A 26524-nucleotide genomic window follows, 5' to 3' on the forward strand; every position below is an offset into this window, starting at 1 on the left:
TGCACACCTACAATCACCACCGCGGACACACCGCGCTGAAAGGCAAACCACCCGCCAGCCGCGTCCCCAACCTCACAGGGCAGTACACCTAGGGCACTGTCCGGCCTGTATCAACAGGGACAGCGTCCTCCGCAATCCCGCTCGGCCTGGCTTCGGCCTGGTGGCAGACCCTGGCGGGAAACCGCTACGGCCACCGCGCGATCACCGGAGATTAACGGGGACCGCGTGGTGGCCTCCGCCATGGCATATGCCCTGCCCACTGACGGGTGTGCTCGACGTAGGCGACAGCAGCGAACACCGCCATCGGCTCACCCACGTAGCCGGGCCGCGGGGGACATCACTCTGCTGCACTGGTCCGACTGGCGCCGACAACAGCTACCAGCCCAACGCGGCCACAGCCAAGAACGGTCCACCGATGAACTCACCGGGCAGGCCGCAAGCCGCACTGGAGTGTCAAGCTGCCTTATCGAGCAACGCGGAGGCAGTGAAGAGCTCGACAGCGACCGTGATCGCCTCCTCGTCGGCGTCGAAATCGCCGCGATGCAGGTCGAGCCGGGCACTGTCGCCGGGGGTGCGGACGCCGAGGCGGGCCATGGAGCCGGGGACGTGCTCCAGGTACCAGGAGAAGTCCTCGCCGCCCAGGCTCTGCTCGGTGCTCTCGATCGCGTCGGCACCGCGGCGCGCGGTCATCGCGGCGGCGAGCAGATCGGTGACGGCGGCGTCGTTCACGACGGGCGGGACGCCGCGGACGTAGTTGACCAACGTCTTGGCTCCGTACATCCCGGCCACCTCGTCGACCGCCGCGTGCACCAGGTCGGGCGCCTCGCGCCAGGCGGCCAGCTCCAGGCAGCGCACGGTGCCGGAGAGCTCGGCGTGCTGCGGGATCACGTTGCAGGCGTGCCCGGCGTGGAGCCGTCCCCAGGTCACGGCGAGTCCGGCGCGGGCGTCGACCCGGCGGGACAGCAGCGCGGGCACCTCGGTGGCGACCTTTGCGGCGGCGGTCACCAGATCCGTGGTCAGGTGCGGCCGGGCGGTGTGCCCGCCGGAGCCGTCGAGGCCGATCTCCAGCCGATCGCAGGCGGAGGTGATCGCGCCGACCTTCAGCCCGATCCGCCCCACGTCCACCCTCGGGTCGCAGTGCACGGCGATGATCCGGCCGACGCCCTCCAGCGCCCCGGACGCGACGACGTCGGGCGCCCCGCCCGGCAGCACCTCCTCGGCCGGCTGGAAGATCAGACGCACGGGGTTGGGGAGCAGCCCCTGCCGGTCGAGCTCGGCGAGCACGAGCCCGGCGCCGAGCACCGAGGTGGTGTGGACGTCGTGCCCACAGGCGTGTGCCCGGTCGGGGACGGTGGAGCGGTACGGGACCCCCGACTTGGTGTCAGGGATCGGCAGTGCGTCGATGTCCGCGCGCAGGGCGAGCATCGGCCGGGTGGAGTCGTCCCGCGTGCCCACGTCGCAGACGAGTCCGGTCCCGGTGGAGAGCACCCGGGGGCGCAGCCCGGCCTTCTCCAGCCGGGCCTTGATGGCCGCGGTGGTGCGGAACTCCTGGTTGCCCAGCTCGGGATGCATGTGCAGGTCACGCCGGAAGGCGATCAGCTCGGCGCGGAGGGCGTCGGACAGGGTGCCGGGGAGGGGGTCGCCGGAGGTCGTGGGATCAGCGTCGGGCGCGCGGGACATCAAGTGGTTCACCCGGTGAAGGGTACGTCCCTTCCCCCTTCAACTGACCATGAAACAAGAAAAGTTCAGCCACATAGACGAATAAATGACCGGGTCGCTGCGTGTGAGCTGACGACGAGATGGGTAAACTCGCGCATTTCGATTGCGGGGCGTACGCGGGGCGCAGGGCGGGCCCGTTCAGGTGAAGGGGCCCGCCCTGCGCACTGTCGCCGACGCCTGTCGCCCCGACGCCTGTCGCGCCAACGCCTGTCGCGCCGCCCCGAATCGGCGAGAGAGTGGCGATTTCAGACTAAAAATCTCATTTCGACCACGCTGTTCAGCGTGATGCCTTCCGCAGGCAACCAACCACATCTTCTCCCCATCATCCTTCACGATCGGTCACATTCACCAGGAGTGGGAACGATCGCCGACGGGTAGGGCGCCGCGGCTCCCGCGCCGGCCGGTCGCACTTGTCCACGCGCGGGGCACCAGGCCCGGCGTCCAGGTCTCGGAGCGTGTCTGTGTCGAAGGTGTCCCGTAGATCGGCGTTGGCCGCGTTCGGAATCAGCGCCGCCGCTCTGGCCGGATGCCGGGTGCAGGAGGGAACCACCCCGGCCGCGCACGTCAGCAACACTCCCTCGGTGCCGCGGAGTCGTGCGGTTCCGAAGGATCCGAAGGAATGGAACAGGCTGCGGGGCGGTACGAAGGCGGTCTCCGACACCGTCGGCCAGGTCCAGGGCTACGCGTCGAAAACCTCCGTCGGCCGCGGGGAGTCGATCGACTTCCACCTGTCGTCGCACCGCAGCCAGACGTGCACCGTGGCCGTCCACCGCGTGGGCCATTACGGCGCAACGGGTACCCGGCACCTGCTGACCAGCGACCCGGTGCCCGTACACCCGCGAACCAGGCCGGCCGCCGAGGGCGACGCGCGGCTCATCGCCTGCGACTGGCCGGTCTCGTGGACGCTGCGCATACCGGGGTCATGGGGGTCGGGGATCTACGTGGCCGTCTTCACGACCGAGGACGGCTACGGCAGTTGCACGCCGTTCGTCGTACGCGACACCGGGCGCCGCTCCGACATCCTGATGGTCGTCCCCTTCACCACGTACCAGGCGTACAACCTCTGGCCCTACGACGGGCGCACCGGAAAGAACCTGTACCGCGGCTACAGCCCCGAAGGCGTGTGGGGCGCGCCCGAGGACCGCGCGTTCAAGGTCTCCTTCGACCGGCCCTACCCGATGTCCGGCACGCCGCACTGGTTCGAGCTGGACACCAGCGCGGCGCGATGGGCGGAGAGCGCCGGTTACGACATCACGTATGCCAGCAGCGTGGACCTGCACGAGGGCCGGGTCGATCCCTCGAAGCACCGCGTGATGATGTTCTCCGGGCACGACGAGTACTGGTCCAGGCAGATGCGCGACTGCGCCGAGCGCGCCGTCTTGGCCGGAACCCACCTCGCGTTCCTCACCGCGAACAACATGTACTTCCAGATCCGCGTCGAGGACGCCGCCGACGGCGGTCCGAACCGCGTGGTGACCTGTTACAAGGAGGCCGTCGACCCCGAACCGGGGCCGAGCGGTCCCACGGTGCGGTGGCGCGAGCTGGGCACGAAGCACCGGCACGCGGAGCAGGGGCTGCTGGGCGTCCAGTACAACGGCATCCTGAAGACGCCCGTGCCCCTGGTCGTCCGGGAGAGCGGTCACTGGTTCTGGTCGGGCACCGGCCTGCGGGACGGCGACAGGATCGCGGACCTGGTCGGCGTCGAGGCCGACGGTTTCGATCCGGCCATGCCCCGGCCCGCGGGCACCACGCAGACGCTGCTCTCCGCGTCCCCCTACAACGACCGGCTGGGCCGGGGCCGTACCGTGCAGAACACCAGCCTGTGCGTCGACGAGCGGGGCACGCACGTCTTCGTCGCCGGAACGTTCTACTGGCCGCTGGCGCTCTACGAGCCCGGTTTCGTGAACCCGCACGTGCAGCGGGCCACGCGCAATCTTCTGTCCCGCATGCTGGAGCGCCGCAACGCCTGAGGGCCGGGCTCGCGCGCCACGTCCCCCACCGTCCGAGGCACCCCGCGATGGCGCCCCGTGGTCGCGCCCCGGACTCACGGTTCGATCACGCGCGGCCTGCCCTGCGTCGTACCCGGTCGTCCCATGTCGTACCCCGTCGTCCCCCGTCGGGCCGCTCTCACGCTTCCGTGACCGCCGTCGCCCGCCAGGGCGCCAGCCGTTGGACGTCGCGGGCGGTCTCCGTGACCCCGGACAGGAAGCCGTGGGCGCGGGGGGAGGCGGTGTCGCGGAGCCATTCCGGTGCTATGTCGCAGACCGCGACCCTGGCCTCCGTGCCCGCCAGGGCGAGCGGCAGGGTGTGGACGACCGTGGAGGGGAAGCTGAGGACGGTGCGGCCGATGGGGCCGCGGCGGGCGATGAGTTCGAGGGGGAGGTCGGGGCGGACGACCTCCAGGCCGGTGGCCGCCCCCAGTGCGTGGAGCTTCTCCGTGGCCTCGCGGCGGTGGGCGAAGTAGCGGACGGCCTGGTGGGTGCGGGCCAGGGCGGCGACGGCTTCCAGGTAGCGGTCCTGGTCGACCACGCCCGTCTCGACGAGGGAGGTGCCGACCAGGTCCGCGCCCTTGGTGAGGCGCGGTGGGCCGAAGCGGGCCCGCGTCCAGGCGAAGGCGTTGGAGGTGACGGTGACGCCGGGCGGGGCCTCGACCGGCATCGCCGTGAAGACCTCGACCGTACGGGTCGCCGAGGGGGTGAAGCGGCTGCGGGCGCGGGCCGTGACCGGGGCCAGGACCAGTTCGCGCGGGCCCGAGCTGCCTTTGCGGTGCCAGCGCACCAGGCGCTCGCCGCGGGCGAGTTGGGCGACGAACTCCATGGTGGCCGTGCCGTCGTCGACCACCGTGAGACGGCGGGCTCGGACCATGGTCAGCAGGAGCTGGACGTAACGGGAGAACGGGTCCCCTATGACGATCCGGTCCGCGCCGCGCAGCAGTCCGGCCAGGGCGCGCAGGGTCTTCAGGGGCGCGCCCGCACCGCCGCGCGCCTCCTGCCATCGGACGTTGACGCCCTCGTCGCGGGCCAGCTCCACCATCCGGCGCAGTTGACCGCGCGACATCGGGTCGACCGGGGGGAGGACAACGACCGTGACGTCCGCGAGGACGTGGTCGTCGCCTCCCTCTGCGTAGGCCCACTCCAGGACGTTCAGGAGCTGGACCGGGCTCTCGACGAAGGCGAGGTTCACCGGTCGGCCCGTCAGACCGCGACCGGCTCGGCGGCCGGGGCGGCCTCGTTCTGGGCGGCCGGGGCGGCCTCGTTCTCGGCGACGACGCCCGCGACCCGGCGGAGCTTCTTCATCGGGCCGAGCTCGGACTCGTACACCTTCTTGACACCGTCGCCGAGCGACGCCTCGATGGTGCGGATGTCACGGACGAGGCGGCTGAGGCCCTGCGGCTCGACGGAGGCGGCCTGGTCGGAGCCCCACATGGCGCGGTCGAGGGTGATGTGGCGCTCGACGAACACGGCGCCGAGGGCGACGGCGGCGAGGGTCGTCTGGAGGCCGGTCTCGTGGCCGCTGTAGCCGATCGGGACGTTGGGGTACTCCTGCTGGAGGGTGTTGATGACCCGCAGGTTCAGCTCATCGGCCTTGGCCGGGTACGTCGAAGTGGCGTGGCAGAGAAGGATGTTGGCCGAGCCCAGCACCTCGACCGCGTGCCGGATCTGCTTCGGGGTCGACATGCCGGTGGACAGGATGATGGTGCGGCCGGTGGCCCGCAGGGCGCGCAGCAGCTCGTCGTCGGTGAGGGAGGCCGAGGCCACCTTGTGGGCGGGGACGTCGAACTTCTCCAGGAAGGCGACGGCCTCGGTGTCCCACGGGGAGGCGAACCAGTCGATGCCGCGCCGGGCGCAGTGCTCGGAGATGGCCCGGTACTCGTCCTCGCCGAACTCGACGCGGTGGCGGTAGTCGATGTACGTCATGCGACCCCAGGGGGTGTCGCGCTCGATGTCCCACTGGTCGCGCGGGGTGCAGATCTCCGGGGTGCGCTTCTGGAACTTGACCGCGTCGCAGCCGGCTTCGGCGGCCACGTCGATCAGGGCGAGGGCGTTGTCGAGGTCACCGTTGTGGTTGATGCCGATCTCACCGGTGACGTAGACGGGGCGGCCGGGACCTGCGGTACGGGTGCCGAGGGTGCGCAGAAGGGAGGTGCTCATGAGGTGTGTTTCCTTAGTTCGGGGTGTCGTGGGTCTGGGGGACCCGGGATCACTCGGGGGACTGGGCGGGGATCGTGAAGCCGGGGTTCGTGAGCGTGGGGTTCGTGAGGGTGGATCGCGTGAGGCCGGCGTTCGTGAGGGTGGGACCCAACAGCCAGGCGGCGATCTCACGGATCGCACCGGAGCCGCCCGGCGTGGTCGTGACGGCACGCGCCGCGGCGCGCACCGAGTCATGGGCGCTCGCGACGGCGACGGGCCAGCCGGCGAGGGCGAAGCACGGCAGGTCGTTGACGTCGTTGCCCACGTACAGGACCCGTTCGGGTGCGATGGACTGTTCGTCGCACCACTGCTTGAGGGCCAGGTCCTTGCGGTCGATGCCGTGCAGGACCGGGATGCGGAGCTTGTGGGCACGGGCCGCGACGACCGGGTTCTGTTCCGTGGAGAGGATCAGCAGCGGCACCCCGGCCTTGCGCAGGGCCGCGATGCCCAGGCCGTCGCCGCGGTGCACGGCGACGATCTCGCGTCCGTCGGCGTCGATGAGGACCCGGTCGTCGGTCTGGGTGCCGTCGAAGTCGAGGACGACCGCGTCGACGTCGGCGAGGGTGGGCAGCGGCGAGGGGTCCAGCAGCGGCGCGAGCGCGCGGGCGCGGGCCAGGTCGTGCGGGTCGTCGACCTCCAGGACCCGCGCGGCGTCGGTGCGCACCAGGGCGGTGTGGCCGAAGAAGCGGTGGCGGTGGACGCGGAATCCGGCGACGTCCATGGCGTACGCGGCGCCGGTCTCCAGCAGGTCCTCGGGGCGGTCCTGGCGCATCTGGCGGACGGACTTGTCGTGGTTGACGCCGTGGTTCTCCTGCTCCAGGAGGCTGCCGTCGCGCCAGAGGAAGCCGTGGAAGGGGGCGACCGTGACCGCCGTGTCGGCGCCCTCGCGGGCGACCGCGGCGGCGACCCCGTCGATGTCCTCCCGTACGACGAAGGGGCTGGTGCACTGGACCAGCAGCACGACGTCGGCCGTGCGGTCGCCCATCGCCTCGTACGCGTCCAGGGCGTGCAGCACCGCGTCCTCGCTGCTCGCCCTGTCCCCCGCGATGGCCGCCGGGCGCCGCACGATGTGCAGCCGCTCCGGGGTGGCGGAGGTGTCACCCGCCGCGCGGGCGGCGTCCGCGATGGCCGCGTCGTCGGTCGTCACGACGACGTCCGTGACCTCGCGGGAGGCCAGGCAGGCGCGCACGGCGCGGGCGACCAGCGGTACGCCGCCGACCTGGGCGAGGTTCTTGGCCGGGACGCCCTTGGATCCGCCGCGGGCGGGAATCACGGCGAGCACGGTGGGCGGCGTCATCGCTGCTCCTTGAGTCGGGGTCGGTGGGTGGTGGGTACGCGGGCGACGAGTTCGAGGGCACGGGGCGCGGCCGTCACAGCTCCCCCATCCGCCGGATGACGGGGGCGACCCGCTGGACGCCCTGCCGGTACGCGCCCCGCGCCGCCTCCCGTACCGCCTCGCGGACCGCGCCGCGCAGCCCGCCGGTCGCGCGCGGCCGTTCCGCGCCCGGCAGCGGGCGGCCGTCGGGGCCCAGGTGGTGGCGGGCGAGGATGCCGGGGAGGTAGCCGGGGGCGGTGGCGGGCGTGTAGTACGGGGCGATCCCGGGCAGCCGGCCGACGGCGAGCAGGTCCTCCACGCGGGTGCGGGCTGCGTTGTAGGCGGTGGCGTACGTGCCGTCGGCGGCGACCCCCTGACCGGCCAGCCATCCGGCGTCGGGCTCCGGGCGGTGGCCGCCGTCCAGGTGGTCCCAGGAGGTGAGCAGGCCCGAGCCGATGAAGTGGTGGTTGCCGAGGGCCTCGCGGACGCCGAGGTCGGTGAGGACCGCGGTCGGAATGCGCCGGTGCAGGGACTCCAGCGCGGCCGTCGAGGAGACCGTGACCAGCAGGTCGGCGCCGTCCAGGACTTCGCCCATGTGCCCGTACACCAGACGGAAGTTGGGCGGCCGGCCGCCGGGGATCCTCTCCGCGAGCCGCTGGTACGGGAGTTCCTCGATGTGCGTGGTGTGCTCGCCGGGCTTGGACCGCAGCTTCAGCAGCACCTCGCGGTCCGGGTGCAGCCGGGCGTGCTCGACGAGTCGGCGCAGCAGGTACGTGCGTTCGGCGCGGGAGGCCGGAACGGAGGGCTGGGCAGCGAAGACGACGGTGTCGCGGCCCTGCTTCGGGCGGTACGGCGCGCCGCCGAGGAACGGCAGGGCGGCCTCCGTGACGGCCGAGGCGTCGGCGCCGACCCCTTCGTACACCGCGCGGAAACGCTCCGCGTCGTGGCGGGAGTTGGCGAGCACGACGTCCGCGCCGTGCCGCAGCAGCAGCCCGTCGGCGAGCTTCTCGTAGACGACGCCGACATAGCCGGTGACCACGACCGGCCGGGCCGGCAGGCGCAGCGCGGCGAGGCCGTGCAGCATCGCCTGGACGGCTCCCCCGACGAGGGCGAGGACGACGACGTCGTACCCCTCGTCCCGTACCGCGTGCAGGAACTCGACGGCCGTGACCTCGCGCACCCGGTCGGACGCGATGCCGACGTCACCGACCTCGGCGAGCTGGCGCGGGGTCGGGGTGGCCCGGCCGCGCAGCAGCAGTCCGCTGATCTCGACGCGCTGCGCCGGGCCACCGGAGCCGGTGGCGGTGAGGCGGCGCGCGGTGAGCACGCCCCATTTCCACCGGGTGTCGGAGTCGGCGAGCACGGCTACCCGGAGGGCGGTCGTCTTATCGGTACGTGGAGCCACGTCACAGAACTTAGGAAGGCATTTCGATTCGCGGCCCAACGCGGCCACAACAGCTGGTTAACAGCCCGCCGACGTTCGACGAATCGCGTTCACAAAAACCCGGTGCGGGGCGGACGGCCGATCCGGTTCATCATTTCGACATTCTTCGTTCACCTTTCGTCCTTTCCCGGGCCAAGGCAAATGACGGCCCCGCACCTAGCGTGTGGCATGTGGTCAAGCTCTCCGTCATCGTGCCGTTCTACAACGTGCAGGCATATGCTCCCGATACCTTGCGAAGCCTGCGGGCCAACGCCCGCGAGGATTTCGAATTCATCCTCGTCGACGACTGTTCGACCGACGGAACGCCGGAGATACTCGCGCGCGCGGAGCGCGAGATCCCGGGTGCCGTCCTGATCGGACACGAGACGAACGGGGGCCTGGCCACCGCGCGCAACACCGGGATCGACGCGGCGCGGGGCGAATACCTCACCTTCCTCGACGGCGACGACTGGGTGGTTCCCGGCTACTACGAGCGACTGCTCGCCGCCATCACCGGGCTGGGCTGCGACTTCGTCCGTACGGACCATGTGCAGTTCACGGACCGGACGCGCACGGTCCACCAGGTCCCGCACGGCCTGCGCGGCACCGTCATGCGGCCGCGCGACGTGATCCTGCCCTCCGACCGGTCGACCCCCGTGGACTACGCGTTCGCCTGGGCCGGCGCCTACCACCGCCGGCTCGTCGAGTCGGGGCTGCTCCATTTCCGGGACGGGCTGCGCACCGCCGAGGACCGGCCCTGGATCTGGCGCCTGCACCGCGAGGCCGAGTCCTTCGCGGTGGTCGGCCTGCAGGGGGTCTTCTACCGGCGCGGGGTGGCGTCCTCGCTCACCCAGATCGGCGATGTGCGACAGCTCGACTTCATCCGGGCGTTCGACCAGGTGCTCGAAGAAACGGCGCGGGACCCGGAGGCGGACCGGCTGCTGCCCAAGGCCGTACGGACTTATTGCGCGGTCATGGCACATCACCTGGAATCCATCGAAAGGTTCGAACCAGCAGTGGCACGGAAATTGCGCACACTGAGCGCGGCCTCTCTGCGACGCATGCCCCAGGACATTCTCGTGGACACACTGAATTCACTGGGCGACCGCCGTGCGGACCGGCTGCGCCGGGTACGTCGCCGCTCCGTTTCGCGGGAGGTCGCGGCCTGATGTCCGGTACGTACACGGCACCGGTCGGCCGGTCCACCACTCAGATCTTCTCCGCGTGCACGCAGTATGCCGGCGCGACGGTCGTCGCCGCGTTGCGCGCGGGCCTGTTCGGCCCCCGGTCCGAACACCGTCGCATTCTCGTCGTGAGCGACACCTCCGCCTCTCCCGAACTGGGCACACCGCTCCACCGCAGGCCCGGTTTCGAGAAACTGGAGTCCGAATTCGACGAGGTGTATTCGTGGAACGAATTCATCCGACCGTTCCACCCCGCCGGATGGTCGCCCCGGGAGCAGGACGCCTCGCTGTGGCAGCGGGCCGTGCGCAGGGAGTGGCATCTCGGGGACGAGCCCGTCGAGATCGCCTGCGAGTCCATCCAGGCCAACCCCGCCCAGGCCCTCTCCGTGATCTTCGGCGACAGCCCCGTGCACATCTACGCCGACGGCCTGATGAGCTACGGCCCGACCCGCAGCAGACTCGACCAGTTGCTCGGCACCCGCATCCGCCGACTGCTCCACCTGGACCTGGTGCCGGGCCTGCGGCCGCTGCTGCTCACGGAGTTCGGCGTCGAGTCCGAGGTCGTACCGACTGATGTCTTCCTGGAGGTGCTGGACGAACTGGCCGGGTCGGCGGCCCTGGACGCCTCGCTGAACGCCTCGTTCGGCGCCTCCCCCACCGCCTCCGGACCGGCACCGGCCCTGCTGCTCGGCCAGTACCTCTCCACGCTGGGCATCCTCACGCCCCAGCAGGAGGAGGAGCTGCACGCGCGGATGCTGCGCGGCGCCGTCGCCCTCGGCCACACCCGGGTCGTCTTCAAACCGCACCCCAGCGCACCGGCCCACTGGGCGCGGCTGCTGGAGCTGGAGGCGGAACGGCTCGGTGCCGACCTGACCGTCCTGGACAACCCCGTCCTCGCCGAGACACTGTTCGGGACCATGCGGCCGGCCCTGGTCGTCGGCTGCTTCTCCACCGCGCTGCTGACCGCCGCGTCGTTCTACGGGCTCCCGGTGGCCCGCGTCGGCACCGACACCGTGCTGGAACGGCTCGCCCCGTACCAGAACAGCAACCGCGTCCCGCTGACGATCGTCGACGCGTTGCTGCCCGACCTGGAGGACCCGTCCGCCGTCACCGGCTGGTCGCTGCCCTCCGCCGACGAGGTCCGGGGGAAGCCGACCGGGCTGATCAGCGCCGTCGGCTACGCCATGCAGCCGCAACTCCAGGCCGGACTGCGGCCCGAGGCCGAGCGCTACCTGAGCCGGTACCGGGACGACATCTGGCGCTACTTCAAGCGGCGCCGCCTGACCGCGCTGGGCCTGCCGGGCGCCGTGCCCCAGCAGCTCGCGTTCATCCCGCGCAACGCGACGGTACGCCGGATCGCCCGCAAGGCCCGCACGCTGAAGCGTGCGGCGACGGGCTGACGGGGGCTTTCGCCGCAGCGGCCGGGCCTGGGGTCGTGTTCCGTCGGTGTGCGGTGGTCAGGCCGCCTTGACCGACTCGACGAACGGCGTCCACGCGGACGCGGGGAGCACGAGCACCGGGCCGTCGGGACGCTTGGAGTCGCGGACGGGGACGAGACCGGGGTGGCCGTCCGCGACTTCGACGCGGTTGCCGCCGTTGCTGTGGCTGCTCTTGCGCCAGCGTGCGAACTCCTGGGCCACTTCGAGGCAGTTACCGCCATCGCCGTTGCTGTAGCTGCTCTTGCGCCAGGTAGCCGCGCACTGTTGGGCGGGCTGCCCGCCCGTGTCCACTCCGCCTCGGCACTCCTGCGCAACCGCCTGACCCGGAAACTTCCCCCGCCGCCCGAGCCCCCCTTCTCCGTCCGGCGCACTGGGGGCCTCCTGGGGCCTCTCGGGCAGGCCCAGCGCTCCTAGTGCCTGTCGCTGCCCTGGACACTCATGCGGACGTACTGGGCTGCCGTCGCTTCGGCAGAGGAGATCGGTTCAGCCACGGCAGACCCCCTATGCGCTGGCCAGGGACAGCTTCATGGCGAAGCCGAGGAACAGCAGCCCGGCCGCCGAGGTCGCGCCCGCCGACAGCCGCCTGCGGCGGCGGAACGTTGCGGACAGGCGGGTACCGCCGAATATCAGCATCGACAGGTAGAGGACGCTGGCTATCTGCAGCAGGGTGCCCAGCAGCAGGAACGACAGCGCCGGGTAGGCATAGCCGGGGTCGACGAACTGCACGAAGAAGGAGACCAGGAACAGGATCGCCTTCGGGTTGAAGAGGCTGACCACCAGAGCCCGGCGGTAGGGCCGCTCCATCGTCCCGGCGGCTTCCGCCCCCGTGCTCTCCTCGGCCAGCTCGGACACCCGCCGGTGCCGCTCCCGCCACATCGAAACGGCCGCCCGCAGCATGCCGATGGCCAGCCAGGTCAAATAGCCCGCACCGGCGAACTTGACGACGGTGAACAGCACCGGCGTGGTCCGCAGCAGCGACGAGGCACCCAGCGCGGACAGCGTCATCAGCACGGTGTCCCCGGTCCACACCCCGGCCGCCGCCGTGTACCCGGCGCGCACCCCGCGTCGGGCGGCGACGGACAGCACGTACAGCGAATTCGGTCCCGGCAGCAGCACGATCACTGCCAGACCGGCGAGGTAGGTAGGAAGGTCGGTGACACCCAGCATGAACGGAGTGTCGCACGTGGGTACGACACTCCGTTCAGACGGGAGCAGCGAATTCTCAAGGAGCGGCGGCTTCGGAGCGATAGGCCCCGGAACGCGTCAGAACGCGTCCGTCGGCACGTACGCCCCCCACACCTCCCGCAGCGCGTTGCAGACCTCGCCGACGGTGGCCCGCGCCCTGAGCGCGTCCTTCATCGGGTACAGCACGTTGTCCGTGCCCTCCGCCGCCTTCCGCAGCTCGGCCAGCGCCGCGTCCACCGCGTCCTGGTCGCGCTCGGCACGGAGCTTCGCGAGGCGGGCCGCCTGCTCCGCCTCGATCGCCGGGTCGACGCGCAGCGGCTCGTACGGCTCCTCCTCGTCGAGCTGGAAGCGGTTGACACCGACCACGACACGCTCGGCGCTGTCGGTCTCCTGAGCGATCCGGTACGCGTTGCGTTCGATCTCGTTCTTCTGGAAGCCGTGCTCAATCGCCTGCACGGCCCCGCCCAGGTCCTCGACCTTCCGCATCAGCTCCAGGGCCGCCGCCTCGACATCGTCCGTCATCTTCTCCACGACGTACGAACCCGCGAACGGGTCGACGGTCGCGGTGACGTCCGTCTCGTACGCCAGGACCTGCTGGGTACGCAGCGCGAGGCGGGCGGACTTGTCGGTCGGCAGGGCGATCGCCTCGTCGAAGGAGTTGGTGTGCAGCGACTGCGTGCCGCCGAGGACCGCCGCCAGCCCCTGGACGGCGACGCGCACCAGGTTCACCTCGGGCTGCTGGGCGGTGAGCTGGACGCCCGCGGTCTGGGTGTGGAAGCGCAGCATCAGCGACTTGGGGTTCTTCGCGCCGAACTCCTCCTGCATCACCCGTGCCCAGATCCGGCGGGCGGCGCGGAACTTCGCGACCTCTTCGAGGATCGTCGTACGGGAGACGAAGAAGAAGGAGAGGCGGGGCGCGAAGTCGTCCACGTCCATGCCCGCGGCGACGGCGGTACGGACGTACTCGATGCCGTCGGCGAGCGTGAACGCGATCTCCTGCGCGGGCGAGGCGCCGGCCTCCGCCATGTGGTAGCCGGAGATCGAGATGGTGTTCCACTTCGGGATCTCGGCCCGGCAGTACTTGAAGATGTCCGCGATCAGGCGGAGCGAGGGGCCCGGCGGGAAGATGTACGTGCCGCGCGCGATGTACTCCTTGAGCACGTCGTTCTGGATCGTGCCCGTCAGCTTCTCGGCGCCGACGCCCTGTTCCTCCGCGACCAGTTGGTACAGGAGCAGCAGCAGGGCGGCCGGGGCGTTGATCGTCATGGACGTGGAGACCTTGTCCAGCGGGATGCCGTCGAACAGGACCCGCATGTCGTCGACCGAGTCGATCGCGACCCCGACCTTGCCGACCTCGCCGGACGCGATGGGCGCGTCGGAGTCGTGGCCCATCTGGGTGGGGAGGTCGAAGGCGACGGAGAGGCCCATGGTGCCGTTGGCGATCAGCTGCTGGTACCGGGCGTTGGACTCCGTGGCCGTGCCGAAGCCCGCGTACTGCCGCATCGTCCACGGGCGGCCGGTGTACATCGTCGGGTAGACACCGCGCGTGAACGGGTACGAGCCCGGCTCCCCCAGCTTCTCCGCCGGGTCCCAGCCGTCGAGTGCGTCCGGCCCGTACACCGGCTCGATCGGCAGTCCCGACTCCGACTCACGCGTCATCTGCTGTGCCTCCCGCTGAAGCTGCTTCACAAGCCGCTTGTCGACCACAAGCCACTTACTGGTGATGGTGGGGTTCCCGCGACGGACTGTATCGACGGGCACGAGGCCGATGGAGGGGCGGACGCTGGGACCTTGCTCACAGCACCTGCCCGGCCCTGTCACCTTGGCCACTTTCCCCCATCATGCGCAGGTTTGCCCCGTCGTGCGCGGGCTTTGGCAACCGGGCAGGGCGGGAATCCGTCCCATGGGACACCGACACAACCCGGAGGAGCAGGGGACCGAGATGATACGCAGCACCACCGCAGGCACGGCACGGGGCGGGGCACCGCTCGGGTCGCGGGGCACCGCGCCGCTCACGTCGCGGACGGGCGGCAGAAGTCGGGCAGGGCGCGGGAGACGGGGCTGGGCAGAGGGCGGAAAACGGGGCTGGGCAGGGGCCACGGCCAAGGCGACGCTGGCCGTCCTCGCCGTGGCCGTCGCGACCGCCGGCTGCGAGGCGCCGCCCGCCGACGGCTCGTCGCCGCCGCCGGCACCGCCCGGGGCCACGCCGAACGACGACGACAAGCCCGTCGCGCGGCGGTCGTCGTCCCCGAAGGCCACACCCTCGTCGGCCTCCCCGACGGCCACCGCGACCACCGAGCCGTCCGCCACGCCGACGCCGTCCGAGCCGTCGACCAAACCGGACCCGCAGAGCACGCCGCTGATCGCGAGCGGCACCCAAGGGGAGCGGGTGCGCGAGCTCCAGGCCCGGCTGCGGCAGATCGGTCACTTCGACCGCTCCCCCACCGGCTACTACGGCGGGGTCACGGCCGCCGCCGTGCGGTCCTTCCAGACCAAGCGCGGCCTGGCCGCCACCGGCGAGACGGACACCGTCACCTGGCAGCGGCTGCTCGGCATGACGCGCCCGCCGACGGCCAGCGAACTGCGTCCGCCGACCACCCTGCCCGCCGCCAAGCCCGACAAGCGCTGCATGACGGGCCGGGTGCTGTGCATCAGCAAGAACAGCCGCACGCTGTCATGGATGATCGACGGCCGGATCGTCTCGTCGATGGACGTCCGCTTCGGCTCCCAGTACACGCCCACCCGTGAAGGCACCTTCTCCGTCTTCTGGAAGTCCCGGCACCACGTGTCGACGATCTATCACACGGCCATGCCGTACGCGATGTTCTTCAGCGGCGGCCAGGCGGTGCACTACTCGGCGGACTTCGCGGCCCGCGGCTACGCCGGAGCCTCGCACGGCTGCGTCAACGTCCGCGACGAGCAGAAGATCGCCTCGTTGTTCGCCCAGGTGAAGGAGGGGGACAAGGTCGTCGTCTACGGCTGAGGGCCGTCACGTCGGCCGGAAAGGGGGCGCGGGTGAGGCAGGGGGAACATGCCCCACCCGCGCCGATGCGCTGAGCCGCAGGTACGGGGGGAACCTCGGCTCTTCGCGCTGCCGATGACCAGTCGGCACTCACTACTGCGTCACGGCCTCGAAAAACGTCACACCTGGCGGGCGGGCGGCGATGCCGCGACCCTGTGCGCACGGTCCCCGGCCGGGGAGCCTGCGGCCGGACCGCCCGCCGCCCGGGTCGCCGAGGGCGGGATCGTGGACGGCGAGGCGGGCGGCGGCGCGTACGGGAGCACGCGCCGCCGCGGAGACGGGATCACGGGCGCCGGCTCGGGGGTGGTGGTGAACCGGGCCGGCGGGAGGGTCTGGCCGCGCCCGCCGCCGCGCTCTTGCGCGTCGTCGTCGCCCGCCCCTATCTGCCGGTCCCGGTCGCCCTGCCGGTCCCGGTCGCCCTGCCCGTCCTGATCGCCCTGCCGGTCCCGGTCGCCCTGCCCGTCCTGATCGCCCTGCCGGTCCCGGTCGCCCTGCCCGTCCTGATCGCCCTGCCGCTTCGGCCCGTTCCCGCCGTCGGCGAGCATCCGGTCGCAGAAACGCTCCAGATTGCGGGCACCCTTCGCCATCGCCTCCAGAGAGCGTCTGCGGTCGTCGTCCAGGTCGCCGTCGCGGTAGTCCCGGCACGCCCGCTTCGCCTCGGCGTCCCAGCGGCCGGAGGTCCGGTTCCCCGGATTCTCGCGCGCCTTGCCGTACGGGAAACCGTCCGGCCCGCGCCCGGTGCTCCTGCCGTCACCGCCCTCGGGGTCGGCGTCCTCGCCGCTCTTGCCGGTGTCCCGACCGTCGCCGGGGGCGGAGGAGCCGGACCGGGGAGCGGCGGGCGTCGTGTCCGGGGAGACCGGCGGCTTCGCGGGGCTGGGCGTGCCCGTGACGTCCTGCGAGCCGCCCCCGTCGGGGGACGCGTCGGCCGACACCGAACTCGTCGGTGCCGGGGCGTGGCTGCCGAACGGGCCGGGGAGCATGCCCGCGCTCGCGGCCAACGCCATCCCGCCGATCGCGCAACCCGCGAAGGAAGCGACCAGGCCGAACCGCACGGGCCTGCTCCGGCGCGGGGAACGGGTACGGGTACGGGTACGGCCGCGGCCCGTGGCCGGGGGGACGCTCGGGGCGGCCTCGCCGGTGGCGGGGGTGCCGGTGGCGGGCCCTATGTGGAGGAGGTCGAGCACTCCGACGGAGTCGCCGACGGCGATGACGGGTTCGCCCGCCTTCTCCGCGTGCCCGGACACGTGCGTGTGCGCGGGCACGTGCGTGTGCGCGGACACGTCGGTGTGCGCGGGCACGTCGGTGTGCGCGGGCACGTCGGTGTGCGCGGCCACCTCCGCGTTCGTGACGGTCGCGCCCGGGTCCGTCGCGGCCTCGCCACGACTCGTGGCGCCCGCGGGCGCCGAATGCGCGGCGGCGCGGAAGGCGGCCAGCGCCGCGGCCTCGCCCGGCAGTTCACCGGTGGCCGGGCGGGCGGCCCGTGCGACGGCCTCCAGCGCCGCCGCGAGCTCCTCCGCCTCCGTGGCCTCGTGACCGTCGAGGGGAGCGACCGGTTCGCCGCGAAGCAGTTTCTCCGCCGCGTCCTCGTCAAGCCATTCGTACCGCTCGTCGGCCATCACATGTCCTTCTGCGTCCATGGACGCGAATGCGTCACACCGGCCGGCGCCGCCCGCCCCTGGTGTGCGGGACGCTGGGCGGGCACGGCATCGAGCTCCGTCGTCCGGCCCGTCGGGCCCTGGTCCGCCGGATCGCCCGCGCGAACGCGGTCCGCCCGATCCGTTCCCCCCGCCCCTTCCCCGCCGCTCGCGCCGTTGTCGTCGCCCCCGCCGGCCGGGCCGTCCGTACCGCCCTCGTCCATCACGCCGTTCACACCACTCGCACCGTTCACGCGCAGCAGCTCGGCCAGCCGCTTCAGTCCCCGGTGCGCGGCGGTGCGCACCGCCCCCGGCCGCTTGCCCAGCGTCTGCGCCGCGCTCTTGGCATCCAGGCCGACGACCACGCGCAGCACCACGGCCTCGGCCTGGTCCCGGGGCAGTTGAGCGATGAGCGACATCGTGCTGCCGGTGGCCAGGGCCTCCATCGCCTCGTCGGCGGTGTCGGAAGCGGCCGGCCTGTCCGACAGCTCCGATTCGTCGCCGCCTATGGCGGGGCGCCTGCCGCGCATCCGCAGATGGTCCAGGGCGCGGTTGCGGGCTATGCGCGCCGCCCAGCCGCGGAAGCGGTCCGCGTCGCCGCCGAAGCGGTCGAGGTCGCGGGCTATCTGCAGCCACGCCTCGGACGCCACGTCCTCGACGTCCGGCTCACCCACGAGCGTCCGTATGTAACCGAGCAGCCGCGGCTGCACAGCGCGGTACACAGTACGGAAGGCATCTTCGTCCCCGCCCTGCGCCGCGAGTACAGCGGCAGTCAGTTCAGCGTCGTCCCCCAGCACTCCCTCAACCTGCCCTGCTGTCTTGAATAGCAGCTGGTCATCACTGCCGCGTCACTCTGCGCGACTCAGCACGCTACGACCTTACGCGTGAGTACGTCCACGCCTTGTACAAGCTGCAACATTCTTCGGACAGAGGGTGGTGTGACAGAAATCGCGGCGGCGGCGCTGAGTGGAGTACGAGGTCGTCCCACGGCCCCGTAGAAGACGACCGGGGCCTCTCCTGTGGGGGGTGGCGGCCCCGGTCGTCCTCGTTTCTCCTACCATCTCTGACCAAGCGTGATCCGATGTTCGGGACCTCTCAGGGACCAGCGGCGTGACCAACGCGGCCGGACGCTCACCCGATCCGCCCCAGACCGACGCGCTGCGCCGTTCCCGGCGCGCGCTTGCGGGCCCCTCCACTCGGCGCTTTCCGTACGGGGCGGCGGTGCGGTCCGGCGAGTGGGGTCGCACATCGGCCGAGACCTCGACGGGGCTTGGGGCGAGTCCCGCCTCGGCGGAGTCGAGGAATCCCGAAGCTGCGGCCGAAGACATGCTCCGGCGCCCGCTCGGCCGGGATGTCGCCGTTGCATCCGAACCTGGCCGGCGGGCCGTGGTCGAATTGATCAACGAGAACGGGATGGTGACCGGTGAGCAGGAGCCTGGCCGAGGTAGAGATTGCCCGCACACCCTGGGGGGATTTCCGGACTTTGGGCGACAAATCCAGCAGTGTGCCCGGTGCGCTGCGCCGCCTGTTGGCGGCAGCGGACGAGGACCAGGCCATGGCGGCCTACTGGGACCTGGAGAACGTCGTCGTGGTGCAGGGCCAACTGCACAGCGCCGCCCTTCCCACGGTTTCCGTCCTGCTCGCGGGACTGCTCGACGATGTGTCCGCCGACGCCCGCGACCTCGTCCTGGAGCTCCTCCAGCAGATCGTGATGGGCGAATCGGACGCGGACGAGGTCGCCCTGGGCAACACCGACCTGGGCGACCGCTGCCGGGAGGCCGCACGCATGGGTCTCTGGCTCGTCTACCGCGAGCTGGGGACACGGCGCCGTGAAACAGCGGAGGCCATCCTGGGGCAGATCGAAAACGACAGGCCACGAATCGCCGCGTATGTGGCGGGTATCCGAGGAAAGTAGCCCCCTCAGGATTCTGAGCCAGGAACGCAAGGAACACGCGCCCCTCCCCGGAGCGCGCGGCTTGCGAACTTAGCCCCGGCCCCCGCACTGTCCACCGGGAATCCGGCCCGCCCGCTCAGCCCACCTTGTCGATCCGCCTCGCCAGTGCCTGGAACTGGTCCCAGCTCAGCGCCGGTTTACCCGGGTCCCACAGCTTCTGGGCCGTCGCCCGCAGCGGCATCCGGATACCCTGCGCCACCTGCTGCGGAGTCTGCGCGTTCGGCAAGTCGCCCCATACGGCGAACCGGCCTCCCAGGATCTGCCTGGAGTAGCTTGCCGGGACCGGCCGGGTACCGCGCAGCACGAGCGGGGTCCACTGCTCGTAGATCCGCCGGCCCGTGGGGTAGACGAAGTTGTTGGGCTGGCCGAGCACGTAATAGAGGAACTCGTCGTTGAGGTTCACCACCTTCCGCCCCTCGACCAGATACTCCTCCGGCGGGCGGGCGCCGTACTCCCTGCCCGTCCAGTACTCGACCTCGATGTCCTTGTCGGCACGGACGACGCCACCGCGGAAGAAGCCGTCGTTCCACGCCTTGGGCTGCTTGCCGTGCGGACGCACCACTGCCGCACGGTCGTTGAGCCAGCCGGTGGCGAGGTCCTTGATACCGGCCTGCGGCCCGTACTTCTGCTGAGCGGCGCGCTGCAGTTGCGGGTACGAGGCCGCCGGGTCCCGCGCCATCAGCGCGAGGTACTCGTCGGCGCCGAGATGCCAGTACCGGCCGCCGAACAGCTCGGTGAACTCGCCGAGGAGTTCGTCGATGAGCTCGGCCGCCCCCGGATTGGAGATGTCCAGCGAACCGGGCGAGCGCACCCCCGACACGTTGCGCAGTTGGAGGCCGGGGTGGGCCTTCAGGACCGCGCCCAAGTGGCCGGGCGAGTCGATCTCGGGGACCACCTGGATGTGCAGTCGGTTCGCGAGGCCGAGGATCCGCCGCACCTCGGCCTTGGTCAGGTGCTGTGGCGACACCACCTCGGGATGGGTCTCGGACTCGATGCGGAACGCCTGGTCGTCGGAGAAGTGCAGGCCGAACTGGTTGAGCTTGAGGTCGGCCATCTCGCGCAGCCGGTCCTCGATCCAGGAGACGGAGTAGTACTTGCGCGCGATGTCGAGGTTGAATCCGCGCTGCGGCCGGTCGGGGCGGTCGCGCACCTCGCCCTCGGGCATCGCGCCGTCGGCACGCACCGACTGCTTCAGGGTGCGGGTCCCGTAGAAGACACCGGCCTGGTCGGGTCCGCTGATCGTGACCCGCCCGTCGCGGGACCTGAGGGTGTACGACTCGGGGGTGCCCTTGCCCGGGGTGAGGGCCAGCTCCACGTCACCCGGCCGGGCGGGGACGTCACCCCGGTAGCGGATCCTCAGCTCCTGGGCGAGCAGCCGCCCTTCGTCCGCGAGCGCGCCGCTGCCGCCCGCGAGGACGACCCCGGTGTCCGGGCCGGGCCGCCAGCCGGGACCGCGTGCCGCGATGTGTTCGCGCACGGCCGGAATCGTGCGGGGAGCGGAGGAGAGCGGATAGGTCCGCGAGGGGGTCGCCGGGGAGCCGGTGGGCGTGCGGGCCCCTGTCTCCCCTGCGGGTCCGCTGCCCGGACCTGCCTGCCAGACGACGACGGCGACCGTCACGGCGGCTGCCGCGGTGAGGACCGCCCCGGTCACGAGGGCGCCGCGTGAGAGCGACATCGGTCAGAAACCTCCGGTATGAGAAGGGAAGCGGCCAAGAGCGAAGCGGTGGGCTGCGTCCCTCCATGGCTCGGAGGGAAACGCCGCGGCAGGCGGAACGCCAAGACGGGCAGGTCGCCGAAGCGAACGAAACGCCGGGACGGGCGGAACGACGGGACGGGCGGAACGACGGGACGGGCGGAACGACGAAGGAGGAGACGCCGGAGAAGCGCCGGAGCGAGCGAAACGCCGACGATCTCCTTGGAACGCGGCCGCCGAGCCGTTTGGATACATCCCAACGGCCCATCGGACGTTCCGAAACTCTCCCGTCCGGGTGAAGTTCGCGTATCCGTCGTAGGACTGTTGCCCGGCCTCGATAGCTTTGAGGCCCATTCGTCTCTCTCTTCACCCTGTCTCCGCCTGGTCTCACCCGTCCCACCGACTCCAGGTGTGCAGAACCCGTTGACCCGAGGAGCACCACGCTGTCCAGGTCCAGCGAGTCCCACGCCGGCCTCCCGGAGCGACCGCGGCAACCGGCCATCCGGACGGCCCTGCCCGTTCAGCATCCCGGACAGGCGAAGCCGACCCCGGGCACCGCGCCCGCCCCGAACCACCTCCCCGGCCTCCACCGCTTCCCCGGTCTCGCCCGCTTCAACGCCCTGCCGCCCGCCGACGCCGAAGCCGCCCTCCTCACCTGCTGCGGCAGCCGTCGCTGGGCGCTGCGGCTGGCCGCCCACCGCCCCTACCCCGATCCGGGCGCGCTGCTGGCCGCCGCCGAGGAGGCGGGGTACGACATGTCCCCGGCGGACCTCGCCGAGGCGCTCGCCGCCGAGACCGCGCCGGGGCTGAGCGACACCGCCCCGCGCTCCGCCCATCTGGCACTGCGCGCCGCACACGCGGCGTACGAGAGCCGCTTCGGGCATGTCTTCGTCATCTGCCTGGACGCGTTCGATCCCGCCGAGCATCCGGACCAGGTGCTCGCCGGGATCCGGGCCAGGCTGGGCCACGACCCCGACCAGGAGCGGGTCACCACGGCCGACGAGATGCGGCGACTCGCCCGGGGCCGCCTCATCGGTCTGATATCGGATTCATAACGGAACGGGGCGGTCGGCCGTGCCGAGACGTCCCGTTCTAGCCCGTCCGTGGCCGTTTGATTGCCACTTTGATCACACCACAGGCCCCGACGCAGGCGAACCGACAAACCGTCGCTACGATGGCCGGGGCCGGTGGACCGTACCCGGCCGGGTCAGACCGACAGTCAAGCCGGCCGGCCCCGATCCCCGCTCCCGGAGGGTTTTTCCGTGCCGGCTGGAACGCTGTACCGCGGCCGGGAAGGCATGTGGTCGTGGGTGGCTCATCGAGTCACCGGTGTCCTCATCTTCTTCTTCCTGTTCGTACACGTCCTGGACACCGCTCTCGTCCGTGTGTCCCCCGAGGCGTACGACGATGTCGTGGCCACATACAAGACGCCGATCGTGGCGCTGCTCGAATACGGCCTCGTGGCCGCCATCCTCTTCCACGCGCTCAACGGTCTGCGTATCGTCGCCGTGGACTTCTGGGCCAAGGGCCCCCGCTACCAGAAGCAGATGCTCTGGTCCGTCGTGGGCATCTGGATCGTGCTGATGGTCGGGGCCCTGTACCCGGTCCTCGGTCACGCCGTACGCGAAGTCTTCGGGAGCTGAGGCCCATGTCCACCGAGTCCTCCGCCGCGATCGGCTCCGTCGAGGGCGTCAGCCTCTACGACGTCGACAACCCGGCCCCGGTCATCGAGCCGCCGCGCAAGCGCACCGGCAAGACCCCCAAGGGTTCGCGCACCAACTTCGAGATGTACGCCTGGCTCTTCATGCGCCTGTCGGGCATCGTCCTGGTCGTCCTGGTCCTGGGCCACCTGCTGATCCAGTTGGTGCTGGACGGCGGCGTCACCAAGATCGGCTTCGCCTTCGTGGCGGGCCGCTGGGCCTCGCCGTTCTGGCAGATCTGGGACCTGGGGATGCTGTGGCTGGCCATGCTGCACGGCGCCAACGGCCTCCGTACGGTCATCAACGACTACGCCGAACGGGACAACACCCGCTTCTGGCTGAAGATGCTCCTGTACACCGCCACGGTGTTCACCGTCCTGCTGGGCACGCTGGTGATCTTCACCTTCGACCCGAACATCCGCTAGGCGCGCCGGGCCAGAGGGACCAGAGGAAATCATGCAGATCCACAAGTACGACACCGTCATCGTCGGCGCCGGCGGCGCCGGCATGCGCGCGGCCATCGAGTCCACGAAGCGCAGCCGTACCGCCGTGCTCACCAAGCTCTACCCCACCCGCTCCCACACGGGCGCCGCGCAGGGCGGCATGGCCGCCGCGCTGGCCAACGTGGAGGAGGACAACTGGGAGTGGCACACCTTCGACACGATCAAGGGCGGCGACTACCTGGTCGACCAGGACGCCGCCGAGATCCTGGCGAAGGAGGCCATCGACTCCGTCCTCGACCTGGAGAAGATGGGCCTGCCGTTCAACCGCACGCCCGAGGGCCGCATCGACCAGCGTCGCTTCGGCGGCCACAGCCGTAACCACGGCGAGGCCCCGGTCCGCCGGTCCTGCTACGCCTCGGACCGCACCGGCCACATGATCCTCCAGACGCTGTACCAGAACTGCGTCAAGGAGGGTGTGGAGTTCTTCAACGAGTTCTACGTCCTCGACCTGCTGCTCCAGGACGTCGATGGAGTCAAGAAGTCCGCGGGCGTCGTCGCGTACGACCTGGCGACCGGCGAGATCCACGTCTTCCAGGCGAAGTCGATCATCTTCGCCTCCGGCGGCACCGGCAAGTTCTTCAAGGTGACGTCGAACGCGCACACCCTGACCGGTGACGGCCAGGCCGCCGCGTGGCGCCGCGGTCTGCCGCTGGAGGACATGGAGTTCTTCCAGTTCCACCCGACGGGCATCTGGCGCATGGGCATCCTGCTGACGGAGGGCGCCCGCGGTGAGGGCGGCATCCTCCGCAACAAGGACGGCGAGCGCTTCATGGAGAAGTACGCGCCGGTCATGAAGGACCTCGCGTCCCGTGACGTCGTCTCCCGCTCCATCTACACGGAGATCCGTGAGGGCCGCGGCTGCGGTCCCGAGGGCGACCACGTCTACCTCGACCTCACGCACCTGCCGCCGGAGCAGCTGGACGCCAAGCTCCCGGACATCACCGAGTTCGCGCGCACGTACCTCGGCATCGAGCCCTACACGGACCCGATCCCGATCCAGCCGACCGCGCACTACGCCATGGGCGGCATCCCGACCAACGTCGAGGGCGAGGTGCTGGCCGACAACACCACCGTCGTCCCGGGCCTGTACGCCGCCGGCGAGGTCGCGTGCGTGTCCGTGCACGGCGCCAACCGCCTGGGCACCAACTCGCTGCTCGACATCAACGTGTTCGGCCGTCGCGCCGGCATCGGCGCCGCCGAGTACGCCGCCAAGAGCGACTTCGTGCCGCTCCCGGAGAACCCGGCGCAGCAGGTCGAGGAGCAGATCGAGCGGCTGCGCAACTCGACGGGCTCCGAGCGGGTCGCCGCGCTCCGTCAGGAGCTGCAGGAGTGCATGGACGCCAACGTGATGGTGTTCCGGACCGAGCAGACCATCAAGGCGGCCGTCGACAAGATCGCCGAGCTGCGCAGGCGGTACCTCGACGTGTCGATCCAGGACAAGGGCAAGCGGTTCAACACCGATCTCCTGGAGGCCGTCGAGCTGGGCAATCTGCTCGACCTGGCCGAGGTCATGGCAGTCTCCGCGCTGGCCCGCAAGGAGTCCCGCGGCGGTCACTACCGCGAGGACTACCCGAACCGCGACGACGTCAACTTCATGCGCCACACCATGGCGTACCGCGAGGTCGCCGACGACGGCACCGAGTCGATCCGGCTCGACTACAAGCCGGTCGTCCAGACCCGCTACCAGCCGATGGAGCGTAAGTACTGATGGCAACCCCGACTCTGGACAAGGTCGAGGCGCAGTCCGCCGCCTCGCCGTACATCACGGCGACCTTCCGGATCCGCCGCTTCAACCCCGAGGTCTCCGAAGAAGCCTGGTGGGAGGACTTCCAGGTCACGATCGACCCGAAGGAGCGTGTGCTCGACGCGCTCCACAAGATCAAGTGGGACCTGGACGGCACGCTGACGTTCCGCCGCTCCTGCGCCCACGGCATCTGCGGCTCCGACGCGATGCGGATCAACGGCAAGAACAGGCTCGCCTGCAAGACGCTGATCAAGGACATCGCCCCGGAGAAGCCGATCACGATCGAGGCCATCAAGGGCCTCACGGTCCTCAAGGACCTCGTGGTCGACATGGAGCCGTTCTTCCAGGCGTACCGCGACGTCATGCCCTTCCTCATCACCAAGGGGAACGAGCCGACGCGCGAGCGCCTGCAGTCCGCCGAGGACCGCGAGCGCTTCGACGACACCACCAAGTGCATCCTGTGCGCCGCGTGCACGTCCTCGTGCCCGGTGTTCTGGAACGACGGCCAGTACTTCGGCCCGGCGGCGATCGTCAACGCGCACCGCTTCATCTTCGACTCGCGTGACGAGGGCGGCGAGCAGCGTCTGGAGATCCTCAACGACCGTGACGGCGTGTGGCGTTGCCGCACCACGTTCAACTGCACGGACGCCTGCCCGCGCGGCATCGAGGTCACCAAGGCGATCCAGGAGGTCAAGCGGGCGCTGATCACGCGCCGCTTCTGAGCAGCAGCTCACGGCACCGCCGTCTCCCACGGCCCCGCCCCGCGCCGAGTGCGCGGGGCGGGGCCGTTCGCCGTCCGGCCGCAGCAACGCGTACGGAGCCGTCCGGCCCGCCCCTTTCCCGGCCGCGCGACAACCATGACCCGCAGGGGAGCCACGACCCGCGCGAGAAGCCATGGCCCGCACGAGGAGCTGTGACCCGCACAGTTCCATCACGATTCCGGCACTTCTGGTGCAACGGATTCCGGCCAGGACATAGGGTGTTTTCTCACGCCAGCATCCTTTGGGGGGATCACGCATGTCCCAGGGCTTCCCGCCACCCGGCCCGCAGCCGCATCAGCCTCCGCAGCCTCCGCAGTGGGGTGGCCAGCCCCCGCAGCAGCAGCCGTTCCAGCAGCAGCCCTACCCGCAGGGGCCGGGATGGGGCGCTCCGGTGCCGCCGCCGAAGCGGCGCCGGACCGGGCTCATCGTCACCCTGTCCGTGCTCGGCGGCCTGGTGCTGCTCGGCGGGTGCGGGGCCCTGGTCGTGTCCGTGGTGAGTAACGTTCCGGCCGTGCAGGAGAGCAGTTCCTCAGGGGAGTCGTCGCAGGACGAGGCACCCGGGAAGGACGCACCGGCGAAGGACGACGCCTCCGGGAAGAAGCCCGGCGAGGAGAAGCCCGCCGGGAAGGAGGACGACGCGAAGGCCGATGCCGCGGCGGACGTGAAGCTGTCCACGTGCGAGGTCAACGATCTGACCAAGTGGCCGTCCGTCGACGTGGAGATCGTGAACCACAGCGACGTGAAGTCGAACTACATCGTGACCGTGGAGTTCCTGGACAAGTCCGGTACGCGGGTGGCCGAGGGGATGGCCGCGGCGAACAACCTGGCCCCGGGACAGAAGTCGACGCAGAAGGCTCAGGGACTGGGCGACTCCCCGGCGGACACGAAGTGCAAGGTGACGGATGTGACCCGGTACCCGTCGGTCGGGTGACGGCGGCTCAGCCGATGTCCCACCGATCGTGCCCGGAACCGGTCGTGTCCGAAGCCGGTCGCACCCGGTCGGCGGGTCCGATCGGACCGTCCGGTCGATGGTGTCCGGCGGGAACCGGTCGTGCTCG

The 26524-nt window shown here is 70.9% G+C and carries 22 protein-coding genes; 11 read left to right on the plus strand and 11 right to left on the minus strand.

Translation table 11 applies throughout. From position 1 onward, the window contains the following. Positions 1-453: 453 nt before the first annotated feature. The gene (locus ACGF2V_RS28770) at positions 454-1680 is read right to left on the minus strand and encodes an amidohydrolase (RefSeq protein WP_362710291.1); all 1227 of its coding nucleotides are present in this window, start codon (positions 1678-1680) and stop codon (positions 454-456) included. A 494-nt stretch (positions 1681-2174) separates the two neighbouring features. On the opposite strand from ACGF2V_RS28770, the gene ACGF2V_RS28775 reads away from it, so the two are divergent. Further along, entirely contained in the window at positions 2175-3689 is a 1515-nt protein-coding gene (locus tag ACGF2V_RS28775; RefSeq protein WP_362710225.1) for a N,N-dimethylformamidase beta subunit family domain-containing protein, read from the plus strand. A 157-nt stretch (positions 3690-3846) separates the two neighbouring features. On the opposite strand, the gene ACGF2V_RS28780 is transcribed toward ACGF2V_RS28775, so the two are convergent. The 4 genes from ACGF2V_RS28780 to ACGF2V_RS28795 all read right to left on the minus strand — a co-directional run bounded on the left by ACGF2V_RS28780 (position 3847) and on the right by ACGF2V_RS28795 (position 8629). Then, a complete protein-coding gene (locus ACGF2V_RS28780; protein WP_362710228.1) occupies positions 3847-4902 on the minus strand; it encodes a hypothetical protein in 1056 nt (351 codons plus the stop codon). Positions 4903-4913: 11 nt separating this feature from the next. Beyond that, complete coding sequence (locus ACGF2V_RS28785; RefSeq protein ID WP_362620934.1) at positions 4914-5870, minus strand: N-acetylneuraminate synthase family protein; 957 nt, start codon at positions 5868-5870, stop codon at positions 4914-4916. A 49-nt stretch (positions 5871-5919) separates the two neighbouring features. Next, positions 5920-7206 (minus strand): acylneuraminate cytidylyltransferase, encoded by a 1287-nt coding sequence (locus ACGF2V_RS28790; RefSeq protein WP_362620933.1) that lies wholly within the window; start codon positions 7204-7206, stop codon positions 5920-5922. A gap of 73 nt (positions 7207-7279) precedes the next feature. Further along, positions 7280-8629, minus strand: coding sequence for a DUF6716 putative glycosyltransferase (locus tag ACGF2V_RS28795; protein ID WP_362710230.1), 1350 nt, complete (start codon positions 8627-8629; stop codon positions 7280-7282). Positions 8630-8838: 209 nt separating this feature from the next. Between ACGF2V_RS28795 and ACGF2V_RS28800 the strand changes: the two genes are divergently transcribed. Then, positions 8839-9816, plus strand: a complete 978-nt coding sequence (locus ACGF2V_RS28800; RefSeq protein ID WP_362710233.1) for a glycosyltransferase family 2 protein — start codon at positions 8839-8841, stop codon at positions 9814-9816. Beyond that, positions 9816-11231, plus strand: coding sequence for a polysialyltransferase family glycosyltransferase (locus ACGF2V_RS28805; protein WP_362710236.1), 1416 nt, complete (start codon positions 9816-9818; stop codon positions 11229-11231). The genes ACGF2V_RS28800 and ACGF2V_RS28805 overlap by 1 nt, the downstream gene beginning before the upstream one ends. A 57-nt stretch (positions 11232-11288) precedes the next feature. Here ACGF2V_RS28805 and ACGF2V_RS28810 read toward each other — a convergent pair whose 3' ends face one another. From ACGF2V_RS28810 to ACGF2V_RS28820, 3 genes are all read right to left on the minus strand, one after another. Beyond that, entirely contained in the window at positions 11289-11561 is a 273-nt protein-coding gene (locus tag ACGF2V_RS28810; protein WP_362620926.1) for a DUF397 domain-containing protein, read from the minus strand. A 210-nt stretch (positions 11562-11771) separates the two neighbouring features. Beyond that, entirely contained in the window at positions 11772-12437 is a 666-nt protein-coding gene (leuE, locus tag ACGF2V_RS28815; protein ID WP_362620925.1) for a leucine efflux protein LeuE, read from the minus strand. A 96-nt stretch (positions 12438-12533) separates the two neighbouring features. Next, entirely contained in the window at positions 12534-14114 is a 1581-nt protein-coding gene (locus ACGF2V_RS28820; protein ID WP_362621048.1) for a methylmalonyl-CoA mutase family protein, read from the minus strand. A gap of 469 nt (positions 14115-14583) precedes the next feature. On the opposite strand from ACGF2V_RS28820, the gene ACGF2V_RS28825 reads away from it, so the two are divergent. After that, positions 14584-15438, plus strand: a complete 855-nt coding sequence (locus ACGF2V_RS28825) for a peptidoglycan-binding protein (protein WP_362620923.1) — start codon at positions 14584-14586, stop codon at positions 15436-15438. Positions 15439-15596: 158 nt separating this feature from the next. Here the strand turns inward: ACGF2V_RS28825 and ACGF2V_RS28830 are convergent, their stop codons facing one another. Both ACGF2V_RS28830 and ACGF2V_RS28835 read right to left on the minus strand, forming a co-directional pair. After that, positions 15597-17114, minus strand: a complete 1518-nt coding sequence (locus tag ACGF2V_RS28830; RefSeq protein WP_362710238.1) for a hypothetical protein — start codon at positions 17112-17114, stop codon at positions 15597-15599. Beyond that, a complete protein-coding gene (locus ACGF2V_RS28835; RefSeq protein WP_362710241.1) occupies positions 17093-17908 on the minus strand; it encodes an RNA polymerase sigma factor in 816 nt (271 codons plus the stop codon). Before ACGF2V_RS28835 ends, ACGF2V_RS28830 begins: the two co-directional genes overlap by 22 nt. Positions 17909-18594: 686 nt before the next feature. Between ACGF2V_RS28835 and ACGF2V_RS28840 the strand changes: the two genes are divergently transcribed. Beyond that, positions 18595-19026 (plus strand): hypothetical protein, encoded by a 432-nt coding sequence (locus ACGF2V_RS28840; protein ID WP_362620919.1) that lies wholly within the window; start codon positions 18595-18597, stop codon positions 19024-19026. Between the two features lie 115 nt (positions 19027-19141). Here ACGF2V_RS28840 and ACGF2V_RS28845 read toward each other — a convergent pair whose 3' ends face one another. Further along, the gene (locus ACGF2V_RS28845) at positions 19142-20740 is read right to left on the minus strand and encodes a glycoside hydrolase family 20 protein (protein WP_362710244.1); all 1599 of its coding nucleotides are present in this window, start codon (positions 20738-20740) and stop codon (positions 19142-19144) included. 518 nt (positions 20741-21258) lie between these two features. Here ACGF2V_RS28845 and ACGF2V_RS28850 point away from each other — a divergent pair. From ACGF2V_RS28850 to ACGF2V_RS28875, 6 genes are all read left to right on the plus strand, one after another. Beyond that, complete coding sequence (locus ACGF2V_RS28850) at positions 21259-21813, plus strand: 2-oxo-4-hydroxy-4-carboxy-5-ureidoimidazoline decarboxylase (RefSeq protein ID WP_362710297.1); 555 nt, start codon at positions 21259-21261, stop codon at positions 21811-21813. A gap of 207 nt (positions 21814-22020) precedes the next feature. After that, the gene (gene sdhC, locus ACGF2V_RS28855; RefSeq protein ID WP_073781590.1) at positions 22021-22401 is read left to right on the plus strand and encodes a succinate dehydrogenase, cytochrome b556 subunit; all 381 of its coding nucleotides are present in this window, start codon (positions 22021-22023) and stop codon (positions 22399-22401) included. 5 nt (positions 22402-22406) lie between these two features. Continuing rightward, on the plus strand, positions 22407-22883 hold the full coding sequence (locus ACGF2V_RS28860; protein WP_351524346.1) for a succinate dehydrogenase hydrophobic membrane anchor subunit: 477 nt from the start codon (positions 22407-22409) through the stop codon (positions 22881-22883). Between the two features lie 31 nt (positions 22884-22914). Beyond that, a complete protein-coding gene (gene sdhA, locus ACGF2V_RS28865) occupies positions 22915-24669 on the plus strand; it encodes a succinate dehydrogenase flavoprotein subunit (RefSeq protein ID WP_362620914.1) in 1755 nt (584 codons plus the stop codon). Continuing rightward, a complete protein-coding gene (locus ACGF2V_RS28870) occupies positions 24669-25427 on the plus strand; it encodes a succinate dehydrogenase iron-sulfur subunit (RefSeq protein WP_362620912.1) in 759 nt (252 codons plus the stop codon). The genes sdhA and ACGF2V_RS28870 overlap by 1 nt, the downstream gene beginning before the upstream one ends. 295 nt (positions 25428-25722) lie before the next feature. After that, positions 25723-26397: an FxLYD domain-containing protein gene (locus ACGF2V_RS28875; protein ID WP_362710247.1), complete on the plus strand. Its 675-nt coding sequence runs from the start codon at positions 25723-25725 to the stop codon at positions 26395-26397. The last annotated feature ends 127 nt before the right edge of the window (positions 26398-26524 follow it).

The organism is Streptomyces sp. NPDC047982 (assembly GCF_043204165.1).
Lineage (GTDB): Bacteria > Actinomycetota > Actinomycetes > Streptomycetales > Streptomycetaceae > Streptomyces.